Here is a 13,686-nt window from a genome sequence, read left to right as displayed (position 1 = left end):
ATCTGAGGATATCGAGTTAGGCGCCGTGCATTCTGTCCATCGTTGTCGCGGAGGAAGCAAATGACCTTCGACTGGCCAACCGCGCTCCCCCTGATCTTCGCCGGCCTGATGGGCCTGGCCATCCTGATTTACGTCATCCTCGACGGTTTCGATCTCGGCATCGGCATCCTGTTCTCGGTCGCCGAGGATCACGAGCAGGACACGATGATTGCCGCCATTGGCCCGTTCTGGGATGCCAACGAGACCTGGCTGGTGCTGGCCGTCGGGCTGCTGCTGGTCGCCTTCCCGATGGCGCATGGCGTCATCCTGACCGCCCTCTACATTCCGGTCTTCGTGCTGCTGGTCGGCCTCATCCTGCGCGGCGTCGCCTTCGACTTCCGCGCCAAAGTGCCGTCTGGAAAGAAGCATCGCTGGAATCGCATCTTCTTCCTCGGCTCCATCATCGCCTCGCTGGCGCAGGGCTATATGCTGGGCGTCTATGTGCTGGGCCTCGATGTCGGCCTTGGCGGCATCGCCTTCGGCGCGCTGGTGGCGCTTTGCCTGTCGGCCGCCTACGCCGCGATGGGCGCCGCCTGGGTGATCTACAAGACCGAGGGCGAATTGCAGAGGAAGGCGGTGCGCTGGCTGCGCACCGCGCTGGTGTTGACCGCGCTCGGCATGGCGGCGGTGTCGCTGGCCACGCCCTTTGCCAGCCCGCGCATCTTCGCCAAATGGTTCGTCTGGCCCGAAATGCTCTATCTGTCGCCGCTGCCGATCCTGTCGGCGCTGCTCTTCCTGTGGCTGTGGCGGCAGACCTTCCATCTGCCGAAACCCGACGACCGCCATGCGCTCCGGCCGTTCCTGACGCTGGCCACCATCTTTGCCCTCGGTTTTGCCGGGCTGGCCTGGTCGTTCTACCCCTTCGTGGTGCCCGACAAGCTGACCATCTGGCAGGCGGCGTCAGCGACGGAAAGCCTCGCCATCATCCTCGCCGGCACGGTCGTCGTGCTGCCGGTGATTATTTTCTATTCGTTCTATGCGTATCGGGTGTTCGGCGGGAAGGCGACGGATTTGACGTATGATTGAACGTCGATGACAGCGTCTTTCTCCCCGTCACTATACGGGGAGAAATGCCCGGCAGGGCAATGAGGGGCAGCGCAAACCTGTCACGTTGGGTGCGCCGATAACCTTTCGATGCCGGCGCCGCCCCTCATCCACCTGCCGGCACCTTCTCCCCGTATAGTGACGGGGAGAAGGCCGAAACCCTCAGCTCTTCCCCGCCAGCACCAGCACCGGCTTCTCGCTATAAAGCGCCGGGAACAGCGACTTCAAATTCGCCACCTTGGGCAGGTCGTTGTAGACGATGTAGGGGTAGGTCGGGTTCAGCGTCAGGAAGTCCTGGTGGTATTCCTCGGCCGGATAGAAGGTCTTGCCCGTCTCCAGCGTGGTCACGATGGGTTTCGGAAACACTTTCGCCTTGTCGAGTTGGGCGATGTAGCTCTGGGCGATCTTCTGCTGTTCGCCATTTTCGGCAAAGATCGTCGAGCGGTACTGGGTGCCCGAGTCCGGGCCCTGGTAGTTCAGCTGCGTCGGGTTGTGGGCGACCGAGAAATACACCTGCAGCAGCTGGCCGTAGGTCACCTTGGACGGATCGTAGGTGATCTCGACCGATTCGGCATGGCCGGTGCGGCCGCTGCCCACCGTTTCGTAAACGGCATCATCCTTGGCGCCGCCGGTGTAGCCGGAGACGGCCTTGGTCACGCCCTTGACGTGCTGGAACACGCCTTGCACACCCCAGAAGCAGCCGCCGGCGAAGATCGCCGTCTCGCTGCCGCTGGCGGCTTTCTCGTCCATTGCCGGCGGCGGGATCACCACCGCGTCCTCGGCCGAGCGCGCCGGGCTCTGCCAGAAGGCGGCTGCCGCCGTGGCGACGATGAGTGCGGCAAGCGCGCTCTTGAAGATCGGCGTTCTCGTCTTTGCAATGCCGGTCATGTCTGATCTCCTTGATGGTGGCGACGACTATACGACAGATCGTCCCGTCTGGTTTCTCAAATTGCCGTGCGCCGCCCGGCCGCCATACGGCCGGGCCACGGGTTCAAGCCTTATTGCGCGGGCGCCATCGCGTCCGCCGGCTTCATCGCATCCGTTGCGGGTTTCATGGCATCGGCCGGCTTCATGGCGTCGGTGACGGGTTTCATCGCATTCGTCGCCATCGGGTCCGCGGGCTTCATGGCATCGGTCGCCGGCTTCATGGCGTCCGTTGCCGGCTTCATCGCCTCGGTGGCCATCGGATCGGCCGGCTTCATGGCGTCTTCGGCGCGGGCGCCGGCGGCGAAGGCCGTCATCGAAAGCGCAAAGGCGAGTGCCGTCAGGGTCTTGGTCATGGGTATTTCCTCTCTGAAGAGGGCGCGCGGATGCGAGCCCGGTTGTGCCGCGCTTGCGGCGTTGGGTGGACAAAGAAAAATCAGTCGGCGACTGCTGCCAGGATCGGCCCGCCGCTCGGGGTCTGCACCAGCACCGCGGTGCTCAAGCCCCCGGAGGCCGCCGGCAGCGGCAGCGAAGTAGCGTCCCCGCTCCAGCTGCCGAGTTTCTCCAGCGAGTGCACGACATTGGCGTGCGGCAGCGTGCGGCCGGTGTTTTCGCCGCGCGCCACCGGCACCTCGATGACGCCCTTGTTGTAACGAACCAGCCAGACATCGGCCTTGCCGCCGGGTGCGGAGCCGGCGCCGATGCTGATCTTGCCGTCGTCGAGCGACAGCGACGGACCCTTAGCGTGGCCGCTCGAGGAAATCAGCTGCTCGATCTCGCCGGGCGCAGCACCCACCGCATCGGCGCCGCCATTGACCACGACCTGCGGCGTGAACGGACCGGAGCGGCCAAGCGACGGCTCATAGCGCACCTGGCGCTGCGTGAACTCCTCGCGGCCGAACGTGTCCTTCCAGCCGAGATAGTCCCAGTAGGTGACGTTGAACGACAGCGCCAGAACACCAGGCTGGTCCTTGACCTTGATCAGATTGGCATTGGCCGGCGGGCAGGACGAACAGCCCTGGCTGGTGAACAATTCGACCACGGTGAGCGGCTGGGCGAAGGCGGTGCCGATCGACGACAACAGCGATGCCGCGAGGAGGCCGGACAAGGCGATAAGTTTTGTGGACATTGGGCTTGCTCCGTGGGGCGCTGGGATGCGCCGGTCATCACTCACTTCGCAGCCGCCCGCGGCTTCGTTACAGCGCTCACCGGTTTGTGATGTGTGCCGTACAGGACGACACATGTTCCGGGCGTTGGCGCTGCCCCTCACCTGCCTGCCGGCATCCTCTCCCCGTATAGTGACGGGGAGAGGGACGCTGTCATCGCCGGTTTCGCCAATCGCCAATGTTGCAACAAGAAGAGCACAGCGGCTGCGGCCAGGGCCTTTCTCCCCGTCACTATACGGGGAGAAATGTCCGGCAGGACAATGAGGGGCAGCGCAGACATTGGTCATTGCGGCTTCATTCCCGGCAGCGTTGCTCTGCAAACCCACCCCCGCTTGCCCCTGCAACCCGCCCCTGCTAAAGCGCGCGCCATGAGCACGCCTCTCGACCACATCCGCAATTTCTCCATCGTCGCCCATATCGACCATGGCAAATCCACGCTTGCCGACCGGCTGATCCAGTCCACCGGCGGGCTGGAGCTGCGCGACATGAAGGAGCAGGTGCTGGACTCGATGGACATCGAGCGCGAGCGCGGCATCACCATCAAGGCGCAGACGGTGCGGCTGAAATACCGCGCCAACAATGGCGAGGACTATATCCTCAACCTGATCGACACGCCCGGCCATGTCGACTTCGCCTATGAAGTTTCGCGCTCGCTCGCCGCCTGCGAGGGTTCGCTTCTGGTGGTCGACGCCTCACAAGGCGTCGAGGCGCAGACGCTGGCCAATGTCTACCAGGCCATCGACAACAACCACGAGATCGTCGTGGTGCTGAACAAGGTCGACCTGCCGGCCGCCGAGCCCGAGCGCATCCGCGAGCAGGTCGAAGAGGTGATCGGCATCGACGCCTCCAACGCCGTGCTGATCTCGGCCAAGACCGGCCTTGGCATTCCCGATGTGCTGGAGGCAATCGTCCACCAATTGCCGCCGCCACGCGAAGGCGATGCCACCGCCCCGCTGAAGGCCATGCTGGTCGACAGCTGGTACGACGCCTATCTCGGCGTCATCGTGCTGGTGCGCATCATCGATGGCGTGCTGAAGAAGGGCCAGACCATCCGCATGATGGGCACCGGCGCCAAATATCTGGTCGAGCGCACCGGCGTGTTCACGCCCGCCCGCATCAATGTCGACGAGCTCGGCCCCGGCGAGTTCGGCTTCTTCACCGGCTCGATCAAGGAAGTGGCCGACACCCGCGTCGGCGACACCATCACCGAGGACAAGCGCGCCACCGCGCATGCCTTGCCCGGCTTCAAGCCGGCGCAGCCGGTGGTGTTCTGCGGCCTGTTCCCGGTCGACGCCGCCGATTTCGAGGATCTGCGCGCCGCCGTCGGTAAATTGCGCCTCAACGACGCCAGCTTCTCCTATGAAATGGAAACCAGCGCCGCGCTCGGCTTCGGCTATCGCTGCGGCTTCCTTGGCCTTTTGCATCTCGAAATCATCCAGGAGCGGCTGGAGCGAGAGTTCAACCTCGACCTGATCGCCACGGCACCCAGCGTCGTCTACCGGCTGCTGCTCACCGACGGCTCGATGAAGGAACTGCACAACCCGGCCGACATGCCGGACGTGGTGAAAATCTCGGCCATCGAGGAGCCGTGGATCCGCGCCACCATCCTCACCCCCGACGACTATCTCGGCGGTATCCTGAAACTCTGCCAGGACCGGCGCGGCATCCAGGCCGACCTCTCCTATGTCGGCAAGCGCGCCATGCTGACCTACGATTTGCCGCTCAACGAGGTCGTCTTCGATTTCTACGACCGGCTGAAGTCGATCTCCAAGGGCTACGCCTCCTTCGACTATCATTTGACCGACTATAGGGAAGGCGACCTGGTGAAGATGTCGATCCTGGTCAATGAGGAGCCGGTCGACGCGCTGTCCATGCTGGTCCACCGCACGGCGGCGGAAAAGCGCGGCCGGCAGATGTGCGAGAAGCTCAAGGAGCTGATCCCGCACCACCTCTTCAAGATCCCGATCCAGGCCGCGATCGGAGGCAAGGTCATCGCCCGCGAAACCATCTCGGCCCTGCGCAAGGACGTCACCGCGAAGTGCTACGGCGGCGACGTGTCCCGCAAACGCAAGCTGCTCGACAAGCAAAAAGAGGGCAAGAAGCGGATGCGCCAGTTCGGCAAGGTGGATATCCCGCAGGAGGCGTTTATCCAGGCGCTTAAGATGGGGGACTAAGCGGTTCCGGCCTTCGGCCGGACGCATCGACCCGGTGGGTCGATGCGAGCGCAAGTCCGGGTGGGAGCTGCCGCAGGCAGCGGGCCCCACCCCGGGGGTTGCGGAAGTGCGGAGACCCGTTACGCCCGAACCACAGATTCGGTGAAGGTAAGCCTCCCGCTAGAGCGGTGCTAATGCCGCATACGAGGCAACTTCGAGCCCTCTAACTGGATACGAAGTTGCTGATCAGAAATCATCCTCAATCTCGTCAATTTCCGAGTCGTCATACGAGGTAGTTTTCTTGATGGCTGGTTTCCCGGCCCCATTGAGGTCTTCGGCACCGAACAGTTCGAATTTTGCATCGTAGAATGATACGTCATTATCATATAGGGATTTGAAAAAGTCGTGCCCTTGAAGATTTTTTGTCTTAATCTTTAGGTCAAATTGCCGGTCGGCCTCGAAGGCTAGCAGCCAAAAGGGTCCAAGGCAGGGCTTGTCACCCAATCTTGAGAGGATTGTCTCCTTAGGAACCTTGCAAGCCATGCCGCTATTCTTGTGGACATCAAGGGCAACTAACATCGGAAACGACCCGCACTTCTCGAAAATTCGCCCGAATATTTTATCGTCAATTTTGATATCCAATTGTCGCGCCAGCCACAGGCTCCAAGTTACCTCAAAATCGTGACCTGTAGCGACATTTTGAGCCAAAGATTTATGGATTGCACGCGACCATGTAGCGATGTCGATTCCCGCAGTCGCGTTCCGCAAAGAAACGATCTGAGCGACATAGTCCCAGCTGTGCGGGAAAGATATGCAGCATCTAATTAGGAATGGCTCTATAGCCTCCCAGTAATCCATCCAGATTGTTTCGTTGTCGATTTTACGAAGCGCGTACTTGATAATACCATCGTCGTTCTTATCGATCGATATCGAAATGATTTCATCAAGAACGTGAATGAATTGAGGGACAAGAGCCGGAGTGTATTCCTTGAATCTCTCAATTGACTGGCGAATGTGGACTGGCCATGGCGACTCGAAATCCCTACTTGCGTCAATCACCACCGTTTTGGCTTCGTTGATATCGAGTTCGAGTTCTCGGATTGAATCTCGCATAACGCCGAGCAATCCGTAGGCCTCATCCAGATTGTCAGCTCCCAGATAGATGTCGTCTACTAGGCGCAGGACGGGGACGTCAGTCCCCGCCGCGGAACGGAAATTAGCGTCGATTCTCACGGCGACTATTTCTGAAATGAGACGAGAGAAATCTGGTCCGACTGGTATCCCGACTGTCTGCCCGTCCTGGCTTTGCCGAATGATAAAATCTAACCGATTGCCAAAGATGGAATCTGATTCGACTTTACGGTCAGCTTTGGCTTTTGCTTTTCCATGGAGTGCCCAAGGAATACAATGGGTATATATAGAGTGATAGAATCGGGATATATCACATTTTACGATGTATCTTGATGTAGAAAAGTTCCTGCGCCTTTTCAGGTAGAAGTCATTGAAGCTATCTATCTGAACAGCTCGTGAACCCGTTGGCATGAAAATTGGTTTCGAGCAGGAGTCGCTCGACAGGGCGAAATGCTCGTCGATCTGATCTGCCTTGTCGATAAAATACTTAACGCAATCCACCATGAAGACGGGATTCGGCATCGAAAATATCCGTCGTTGCCGATTTCGTTTTGACGCGTTGTACCGGGCGCTCTCCGTCGGAATCTTTCCAGTTATATACTCCCCAGCGGCCGCATATGGCAGATAGGCTTCGTGTAGGTTTTCTATCCTGAACGAAGGCGGAATATTCTCTAATAGATATCCGTTCTCGAGCATTCTTTCGGCAAAAATGTTTGGTTCGTCTCCAGTGAATTTGGTCACAACCAGCCGCCTTTTGATTGCTTCGAGTCAAATCAACGTCAATTCGTGGCAGATCAATCTGCCAACGGATAGTTTTCGATGCGCTCGGTTGTCAATCGGATAGTTCCTCTGGGTAAGAGGACAATATTGGCGGGAGGCTCAATTCTGCCACTAGAGCCTTCGAAGTTGAGGTGATCTAAATATTGAAAGGGTCCCCCTTGAGGTAACCCCGTCCTAGAATATCCTCTCCTCAGCTTGGGAGACATCACATGCGCTCCACATCAGACACCCTCGCCTCTCTCGGCCTCACCATCGGCGGCGCGTTCGGCCTGGCCGGCACCTTCGTTTCCAGCGCTCCACTCCGCGAAACACTCTGGACGATCGACGGCGTGGCGCTCGTGGTAGCCACCGCGCTGCTGACCATGAAATACCAGCGGCTGGGCAATGACTGCGTCGCGGCCGGGTTCCTCACCTTCCTTGCTGGCGAAAGCCTGCTGCTGGCCGGCAATGCGGCGGGGCTGGAGGCCAGCGTGCCCTCCTATGTCGGCGGCATCTCGCTGTGGGCGGCAGCGCTCGTCCTGATCAGCGCCGCGAACACATTTGCGCTGTGGATGCGGCTCACCGGCCTCATCGCCGCCATCCTGTTTATCGTCACGGTGGCCATGGTCCTGTGGGGCGCGCCGTTGTTGCCGACCTCGGCGCCACTGCCCGCCGCCGGCTATCCGTTCCTGGTGCTGACCTTTGCCGGCTGGATCTGGACCTTGCTGAAGCGGTAGGCTGGCAAAAATGTCCGCGCCGCTCGAACTCCGCAACAGCGTCACGGGAAAGATCTTCCCGGCAATCGGGCCGTTGCTGATCGGCGCGATCTTCGGTTTTGGCGCGCTGCGCGGGCTGGCGGCGGGCGCCGATGGCGGGCATGTGCTTGTCATCGCGCTGGTGGCGCTGGGCTGCCTTGGGCTCGGCTATGTCATCGCGCGCGGCGCCTTCGACAGTTCGGTCCAGGTCACCCTGGACAGCCAAGGCTTTCGCGATGCTCGCGCCGGCGATGTCCTGGTGCCATGGGCGATGGTGAAGAGCGTGCATCTGACCTCCGGCAAGGGCGCGGCAATGCTCAATTTCGAGCTCACTCGCGAGCCACCCGACGAAATCAAATATGCGCCCGCCAACGTGCTCGACCTGATGCTGCCCTTCGGCAAGAACATCGTGCACATGGAGGTGTCGTCGCTGGATGTGCGCGGCCAGGACATGGTCGAAGCCGTGAAGTCATTCGCGCCGCATGTGGTGGTGAGGCGCTGATTCTTCCTTCTCACTCTGGCAAAGAAACTCAACACTCGGAAACCACCGAAATGTCCGCGCCGATAGAACTCCGCAACAGTCCCACCAACACGTTCAGTTCCGTCGCCGGGTCGTTGCTGATGGCGGCGATCTTCGGCTTCTACACGCTGAAGGGGCTGGCCAGCGGCGCCGACGGCGGGCGGGTGTTGCTGGTGGCGCTGCTGGCGCTGGGCTTCCTCGGGCTCGGCGGCTACATCGCGCGCGGCGCCTTCGACACCTCGGTCAAGGTGGTGCTCGACGAAAACGGCTTCCGCGATCGCCGCCTCGGCGACGTGCTGGTGCCATGGGACAAGGTGGTGAGCGTGCACCTCTCCTCCCCCGGCAAGGGCTCGGGAATGGTCAATTTCGAACTGACCGGGGAGCCGCCCGACGAGATCAAATATGCATCGGCCAATGCGCTGAACCGGATCCTGCCCTTCGGCAAGAACATCGTGCACATGGAGGTGTCGTCGCTGGATGTGCGCGGCCAGGACATGGTCGAGGCCGTGAAGTCATTTGCGCCGCATGTGGTGGTGAGGCGGTAGGGCTCTCCCCCCCTTGAGGGGGAGATGGCCGCGAAGCGGCCAGAGGGGGTCGCCTCGCGTGGAGCGCTAGCCTTCCTCGGCATCAATGAGATCGAGTCCGGTCGGACCGACCCCCTCTGTCGCCTTTGGCGACATCTCCCCCTCGAGGGGGGAGATTACCCGCTCTACCGCCGCTTCTCCGCTCATGCTCTAGTTCCCTCCCGATTCGGAAAACCACCATCATGCTCCGCCTCACCCTTGCCGCCCTGCTCATCGCCACCCCGGCGCATGCCGCCGATATGGCGTTCTTCGTCAAGAACCTGCGCAGCCAGGCGGTGGCGGTGGAGCTGTTCAGCCGTGACCGCAAGATGTCGTGGCCGGGCGGCGACCAGGTGTTTCTGATCGAGCCCAACTCGCAGAAATCGGTGCCGATCTCATGCTCTCAGGGCGAAAACATCTGCTATGGCGCCTGGGTGAACGGCAACGATGCGATTTCGGCAGGGGTCGGGCCGGACAATGACCAGCCATGCGATACGTGCTGCTTCATCTGCGTGGAGAAGACGACCGAGACGATCGACCTGGTGGAGTGAGGAGCGGTCGGCGGGAGCTGCTGATCTCCCCCCTCGTGGGGGAGATGTCCGGCAGGACAGAGGGGGGCGCAAAGGATCGCCAGCGCATCGGATCAACAAGCCTTAAATCGAAATGAGGTGGGCTGCAGGCTTGAGAGGTCGGCGGGACAGCGCCCCCCTCTGCCTTGCCAGGCATCTCCCCCACGAGGGGGGAGATCAGCAGTTCGCCCCCGGCCAGCTTGACGCCCTTGCCGGCGCCGCCCTAGCCTCTTGCCACCCACCACGAGGAGAGCTCCATGGCAGGCACGGTCGAAGGCGAGAAGATCGACGTTTCCTTCAACGGCAAGCGCTGCATCCATTCGCGCAATTGCGTGCTCGGCAACCCGCATGTCTTCGTGCCCAATGCGCCCGGCGAATGGATCCACCCCGAGGCGGCTGATGTCGAGCAGGTGGTGACGCTGGCTCAGAACTGTCCGTCCGGCGCCATCGGCTATGTGAGGAAGGATGGCGGGCCGCAGGAGAAGCCGCCGGTGGTCAACACCGTGCGGCTGCGCGAGAACGGGCCGCTGGCTGTCCATGCCGAGATCGTGCTGGGCGGCGAGACCTTGTTTCGCGCCACGCTCTGCCGCTGCGGCGCCTCGCAGAACAAGCCGTTCTGCGACAACAGCCACATCAAGGCCGGCTTCACAGCCACGGGCGAGCCGCCGCTGAAGGACGCGCCGGCGACGCTGGAGGCGCGCAACGGCCCGCTGACCATAACGCTCACCACCAACGGGCCGTTGAAGGTCGAGGGCAATGCCGAGATCGTCACCGGCACCGGCCACACGATCGACCGCACCACCCGCACCTTCCTGTGCCGCTGCGGCCACTCGGCCAACAAGCCGTTTTGTGACGGATCGCATAAACGGGTTGGGTTTGTGGGGTAGGTGCGTGAGGCGCTGGAACTGCTGATCTCCCCCCTCGTGGGGGAGATGCCCGGCAGGGCAGAGGGGGGCGCGAAAGATCGCCAGCGTAACGGATCAACAAGCCTAAAATCGAAATGACGTGGGCTGCACTAGTTTGAGAGGTCGGCGGGACAGCGCCCCCCTCTGCCTTGCCAGGCATCTCCCCCACAAGGGGGGAGATTACGCGCGGCCGCCTCCACCAATCACCCCAAAATCAGTCAGAGACCGCCCTTCAATGTCGGCCGCCATCATGCGATGCTGGTTCTCTCGGCCGAGGGGGCCGATTCTCATTCGGGGAATGCCATGTCTCTTACCATCACGCGCCGCATCGTCGCAGCGCTCTCGCTTGCCGCGCTGTTTGCGCCATCGGCCTATGCCGCCGACATCACCTTTGCCGTCAAGAACAGCCATCCCAACGCCATGCGCCTCGAACTCTACAGCCAGGACCGCGACTATGTCTGGCCGGGCGATGACAAGGACTTTTATCTCGACGATGGCGAGACCAAGCAGATCCCGATCTCGTGCAACGAAGGCGAATCCATCTGCTACGGCGCCTGGGTCGACGGCGACGAGGAAACCTATTGGGGCGTCGGCCCCAACAACAAGGAAAAATGCGAAGACTGCTGCTACACCTGCGAAGGCGGCGAGACGGAAGAGATTGATCTGGTGCCGTGAGGGGAAGCGGCCGAAGCTGCTAATCTCCCCCCAAGTGGGGGAGATGTCCGGCAGGACAGAGGGGGGCGCCGTAGAGCGCCAACGTAGACAATCACCAATGCCGCACACACCGTTGCCGCCTCGACATCGCGCAAGCGCCAGATCGATGCGCAAAGTCCTGACGCCAGCCGAGCTCAAGCTCTGGAACGAACTTCGCGCGCACCGGCTGATGGGGCTTGGCTTCCGACGACAATTTCCCATCGCCGGCTACATTGTCGACTTCGCTTGCCCGGAGAAGAAGCTGGTTATCGAGGTCGATGGCTCCCAGCATGCGGCTGGCGGTGCGGCTGCTGGTGATGAAACGCGGACAGCGCGACTCGAGCAAGATGGCTGGACCGTGCTGCGGTTCTGGAATGACGACGTCATCCGCGACATCGACAATGTCTGCCAGCATATTGTGATTGCGGCTGGGGTTGGTGGCGCATGCTGAACGGATGACGGGTGCTGGGCTGTAGGCAGGGAGCCGTCGGCGGGACAGCGCCCCCCTCTGTCCTGCCGGACATCTCCCCCACGAGGGGGGAGATCAGCAGCTTCGGCCGCTCACCCTAGTAACGCCCTCTGCCGCTTCGCGCCACCCGCCTTGCGCCAGGCATTGAACCTGTGTGTGGCGGCGGCAAACGAGATCTTCATCTGCTGGGCGACCGAATAGCGTGACTTGCCTTCGTCGAACATGCGGTAGCAACACTCGACGCCCTCCTCGGTCAGCTTGCCGTCGGGGGCCTTGTTGTGCGGATTGGCGGGGTCGAATTTTTCGACCTGCTGCTCAACCAGGCCTTTCAGCCGCTGCAGGTCGGCCTCGATGCTGGCGATGAGATCGAGGACGGGTTTGGGATCGAAGTGGTCGTGCGGCTTTGCCGTCATCTCCAGGATTCCTTTCGCTTTGCGTGTCGCCGTCAATATAGGTGAACATTCGCTGATAATGAAGAGTACGCCGCAGCCCGGGCGCTTCAACACTTGTTGACCGGCGATTGACCGGAGAAGCGCCAGCGCCTAGTTTAGAACCATTCTAAACTAGGGTGAATTTATCATGCTTTCCCGTGTCTTCGGTTTCGGCCGCCGTCCTTTCGAATCGTTGTCAGAACAGGAGATCCTGGCGCTGGCAATTTCGTCGGAGGAAGATGACGGGCGCATCTACCGCGCCTATGCCGAGGGACTGGCCGAAAGCTTTCCGCAATCGGCAAAAGTGTTCGAGGCGATGGCGCTCGAGGAAGACGGCCATCGCGATTCCCTCATCGAGCTTTACCGCAAGCGTTTCGGCGAGCGCATTCCGCTGCTGCGCCGCGAGCATGTAAAGGGCTATTACGAGCGCAAGCCCGACTGGCTGGTGCGGCCGCTCGGCGTCGAAAATGTTCGGCGGCAGGCCGAAGCCATGGAGCAGCAGGCCTATCGCTTCTATGTCGAAGCGGCCAAGCGCACCAGCGACGCTTCGACCAGAAAACTGCTCAACGACCTAGCGGCGGCGGAGCAAAGCCATGAGAGTTCGGCGCATCGGCTGGAGCAGAAACTTGTGCCGGGCGCCGTCAAGGACGAGGAGGCCAGCGCCGAGCAGCGCCAGTTCATCCTGACCTATGTGCAGCCGGGGCTAGCCGGGCTGATGGACGGCTCGGTGTCGACGCTGGCGCCGATCTTTGCCGCCGCTTTCGCCACGCATGACACCTGGCAGACGCTGCTGGTCGGCCTCGCCGCTTCGATCGGCGCCGGAATTTCGATGGGCTTCACCGAAGTCGCCTCCGACGACGGCAAACTGTCGGGTCGCGGCTCGCCGATCAAGCGCGGCTTGACCGTCGGCATCATGACGACACTGGGCGGCCTCGGCCACGCGCTGCCCTATCTCATCCCGCATTTCTGGACAGCAACGGCGGTGGCCGCCGTGGTGGTGTTCTTCGAACTGTGGACGATCGCCTTCGTCCAGAACCGCTATATGCAAACCCCTTTCCTGCGCGCGGCGTTTCAGGTGGTGCTGGGTGGGGCGCTGGTGTTTGCGGCCGGGGTGCTGATCGGGAATGCTTGAGCGCAGTTTCCCCTTCTCCCCCTGTGGGAGAAGGTGGATCGGCGCGACAGCGCCGAGACGGATGAGGGGTGTTCCAGCGGAGTGAGACGTTGGTGATTCTGCCGCCGGTTCAGTTCGATTGAGACGTCTCACTCCGCTGGAACACCCCTCATCCGTCGCCTTCGGCGACACCTTCTCCCACAAGGGGACTGTTGCAAAATTGGATGGATGTGATTCCCTGTTTTTGAAACGGGGATTTTGCGATGACGACGAAGCCGAGCGGTCAGTTCAGTTTTGTGGAGGCTCTGCTGCCACAGGGTCTTGGTCGGAGTGGTCGGCTGGACCGGCTGTCGTCGCTGGTGAAGTGGTATCGCTTCGAGAAGATCCTTGCGCGGCTGCGCTCGCCGGCGGGGCCAGGGCGGCCTGCGTACAATTCGCTGGTGATGTTCAAGGC

Annotated in this window: 15 protein-coding genes and 1 pseudogene; 11 read left to right on the top strand and 5 right to left on the bottom strand. The window is 61.5% G+C overall.

The features are described from left to right. Nucleotides 1–60 precede the first annotated feature (60 nt). Complete coding sequence (locus AC1D1L_RS16280) at nucleotides 61–1,065, top strand: cytochrome d ubiquinol oxidase subunit II (protein WP_112559084.1); 1,005 nt, start codon at nucleotides 61–63, stop codon at nucleotides 1,063–1,065. Nucleotides 1,066–1,245: 180 nt separating this feature from the next. On the opposite strand, the gene msrA is transcribed toward AC1D1L_RS16280, so the two are convergent. The 3 genes from msrA to AC1D1L_RS16265 all read right to left on the bottom strand — a co-directional run bounded on the left by msrA (nucleotide 1,246) and on the right by AC1D1L_RS16265 (nucleotide 3,136). Beyond that, nucleotides 1,246–1,971, bottom strand: coding sequence for a peptide-methionine (S)-S-oxide reductase MsrA (msrA, locus tag AC1D1L_RS16275; protein ID WP_477342578.1), 726 nt, complete (start codon nucleotides 1,969–1,971; stop codon nucleotides 1,246–1,248). Between the two features lie 110 nt (nucleotides 1,972–2,081). Then, nucleotides 2,082–2,363: a hypothetical protein gene (locus tag AC1D1L_RS16270; RefSeq protein ID WP_477342577.1), complete on the bottom strand. Its 282-nt coding sequence runs from the start codon at nucleotides 2,361–2,363 to the stop codon at nucleotides 2,082–2,084. An 80-nt stretch (nucleotides 2,364–2,443) separates the two neighbouring features. After that, nucleotides 2,444–3,136 (bottom strand): DUF1223 domain-containing protein, encoded by a 693-nt coding sequence (locus AC1D1L_RS16265; protein WP_477342576.1) that lies wholly within the window; start codon nucleotides 3,134–3,136, stop codon nucleotides 2,444–2,446. 405 nt (nucleotides 3,137–3,541) lie between these two features. On the opposite strand from AC1D1L_RS16265, the gene lepA reads away from it, so the two are divergent. After that, complete coding sequence (lepA, locus tag AC1D1L_RS16260; protein WP_352557839.1) at nucleotides 3,542–5,347, top strand: translation elongation factor 4; 1,806 nt, start codon at nucleotides 3,542–3,544, stop codon at nucleotides 5,345–5,347. Nucleotides 5,348–5,572: 225 nt separating this feature from the next. On the opposite strand, the gene AC1D1L_RS16255 is transcribed toward lepA, so the two are convergent. Next, nucleotides 5,573–7,198 carry an RNA-directed DNA polymerase gene (locus tag AC1D1L_RS16255; protein WP_477342575.1) on the bottom strand — a complete coding sequence of 542 codons (1,626 nt, stop codon included), beginning with the start codon at nucleotides 7,196–7,198 and terminating at the stop codon, nucleotides 5,573–5,575. Nucleotides 7,199–7,446: 248 nt separating this feature from the next. Between AC1D1L_RS16255 and AC1D1L_RS16250 the strand changes: the two genes are divergently transcribed. From AC1D1L_RS16250 to AC1D1L_RS16220, 7 genes are all read left to right on the top strand, one after another. After that, nucleotides 7,447–7,953: a hypothetical protein gene (locus AC1D1L_RS16250; protein WP_477342574.1), complete on the top strand. Its 507-nt coding sequence runs from the start codon at nucleotides 7,447–7,449 to the stop codon at nucleotides 7,951–7,953. A gap of 10 nt (nucleotides 7,954–7,963) precedes the next feature. Next, nucleotides 7,964–8,473 carry a hypothetical protein gene (locus AC1D1L_RS16245; RefSeq protein WP_477342573.1) on the top strand — a complete coding sequence of 170 codons (510 nt, stop codon included), beginning with the start codon at nucleotides 7,964–7,966 and terminating at the stop codon, nucleotides 8,471–8,473. A 50-nt stretch (nucleotides 8,474–8,523) separates the two neighbouring features. After that, the gene (locus tag AC1D1L_RS16240; protein WP_477342572.1) at nucleotides 8,524–9,036 is read left to right on the top strand and encodes a hypothetical protein; all 513 of its coding nucleotides are present in this window, start codon (nucleotides 8,524–8,526) and stop codon (nucleotides 9,034–9,036) included. A gap of 221 nt (nucleotides 9,037–9,257) precedes the next feature. After that, nucleotides 9,258–9,605: a hypothetical protein gene (locus AC1D1L_RS16235; RefSeq protein ID WP_203277416.1), complete on the top strand. Its 348-nt coding sequence runs from the start codon at nucleotides 9,258–9,260 to the stop codon at nucleotides 9,603–9,605. Nucleotides 9,606–9,880: 275 nt separating this feature from the next. After that, nucleotides 9,881–10,510, top strand: a complete 630-nt coding sequence (locus tag AC1D1L_RS16230) for a CDGSH iron-sulfur domain-containing protein (protein ID WP_477342571.1) — start codon at nucleotides 9,881–9,883, stop codon at nucleotides 10,508–10,510. A gap of 321 nt (nucleotides 10,511–10,831) precedes the next feature. Beyond that, nucleotides 10,832–11,203: a hypothetical protein gene (locus AC1D1L_RS16225; RefSeq protein WP_477342570.1), complete on the top strand. Its 372-nt coding sequence runs from the start codon at nucleotides 10,832–10,834 to the stop codon at nucleotides 11,201–11,203. Nucleotides 11,204–11,300: 97 nt separating this feature from the next. Continuing rightward, the gene (locus AC1D1L_RS16220; RefSeq protein ID WP_477342828.1) at nucleotides 11,301–11,672 is read left to right on the top strand and encodes an endonuclease domain-containing protein; all 372 of its coding nucleotides are present in this window, start codon (nucleotides 11,301–11,303) and stop codon (nucleotides 11,670–11,672) included. A gap of 110 nt (nucleotides 11,673–11,782) precedes the next feature. Here AC1D1L_RS16220 and AC1D1L_RS16215 read toward each other — a convergent pair whose 3' ends face one another. Continuing rightward, complete coding sequence (locus tag AC1D1L_RS16215) at nucleotides 11,783–12,103, bottom strand: hypothetical protein (protein ID WP_112559095.1); 321 nt, start codon at nucleotides 12,101–12,103, stop codon at nucleotides 11,783–11,785. Nucleotides 12,104–12,269: 166 nt separating this feature from the next. Here AC1D1L_RS16215 and mbfA point away from each other — a divergent pair, with 166 nt between their 5' ends. After that, entirely contained in the window at nucleotides 12,270–13,253 is a 984-nt protein-coding gene (gene mbfA / locus AC1D1L_RS16210; RefSeq protein ID WP_477342569.1) for an iron exporter MbfA, read from the top strand. 242 nt (nucleotides 13,254–13,495) lie between these two features. Beyond that, a pseudogene (locus tag AC1D1L_RS16205) lies at nucleotides 13,496–13,686 on the top strand (IS5/IS1182 family transposase); the annotation flags it as partial.

The organism is Mesorhizobium sp. P2_D6 (assembly GCF_056404315.1).
Note: the sequence above shows the minus strand (reverse complement) of the source record. Positions and strands in the feature narration are given on the sequence as shown.

Coding starts and splice junctions, on each gene's coding strand:
- AC1D1L_RS16280 (WP_112559084.1), top strand. CDS start 61: ATGACCTTCGACTGGCCAACCGCGCTCCCCCTGATCTTCGCCGGCCTG.
- msrA (WP_477342578.1), bottom strand. CDS start 1,971: ATGACCGGCATTGCAAAGACGAGAACGCCGATCTTCAAGAGCGCGCTT.
- AC1D1L_RS16270 (WP_477342577.1), bottom strand. CDS start 2,363: ATGACCAAGACCCTGACGGCACTCGCCTTTGCGCTTTCGATGACGGCC.
- AC1D1L_RS16265 (WP_477342576.1), bottom strand. CDS start 3,136: ATGTCCACAAAACTTATCGCCTTGTCCGGCCTCCTCGCGGCATCGCTG.
- lepA (WP_352557839.1), top strand. CDS start 3,542: ATGAGCACGCCTCTCGACCACATCCGCAATTTCTCCATCGTCGCCCAT.
- AC1D1L_RS16250 (WP_477342574.1), top strand. CDS start 7,447: ATGCGCTCCACATCAGACACCCTCGCCTCTCTCGGCCTCACCATCGGC.
- AC1D1L_RS16245 (WP_477342573.1), top strand. CDS start 7,964: ATGTCCGCGCCGCTCGAACTCCGCAACAGCGTCACGGGAAAGATCTTC.
- AC1D1L_RS16240 (WP_477342572.1), top strand. CDS start 8,524: ATGTCCGCGCCGATAGAACTCCGCAACAGTCCCACCAACACGTTCAGT.
- AC1D1L_RS16235 (WP_203277416.1), top strand. CDS start 9,258: ATGCTCCGCCTCACCCTTGCCGCCCTGCTCATCGCCACCCCGGCGCAT.
- AC1D1L_RS16230 (WP_477342571.1), top strand. CDS start 9,881: ATGGCAGGCACGGTCGAAGGCGAGAAGATCGACGTTTCCTTCAACGGC.
- AC1D1L_RS16225 (WP_477342570.1), top strand. CDS start 10,832: ATGTCTCTTACCATCACGCGCCGCATCGTCGCAGCGCTCTCGCTTGCC.
- AC1D1L_RS16220 (WP_477342828.1), top strand. CDS start 11,301: ATGCCGCACACACCGTTGCCGCCTCGACATCGCGCAAGCGCCAGATCG.
- AC1D1L_RS16215 (WP_112559095.1), bottom strand. CDS start 12,103: ATGACGGCAAAGCCGCACGACCACTTCGATCCCAAACCCGTCCTCGAT.
- mbfA (WP_477342569.1), top strand. CDS start 12,270: ATGCTTTCCCGTGTCTTCGGTTTCGGCCGCCGTCCTTTCGAATCGTTG.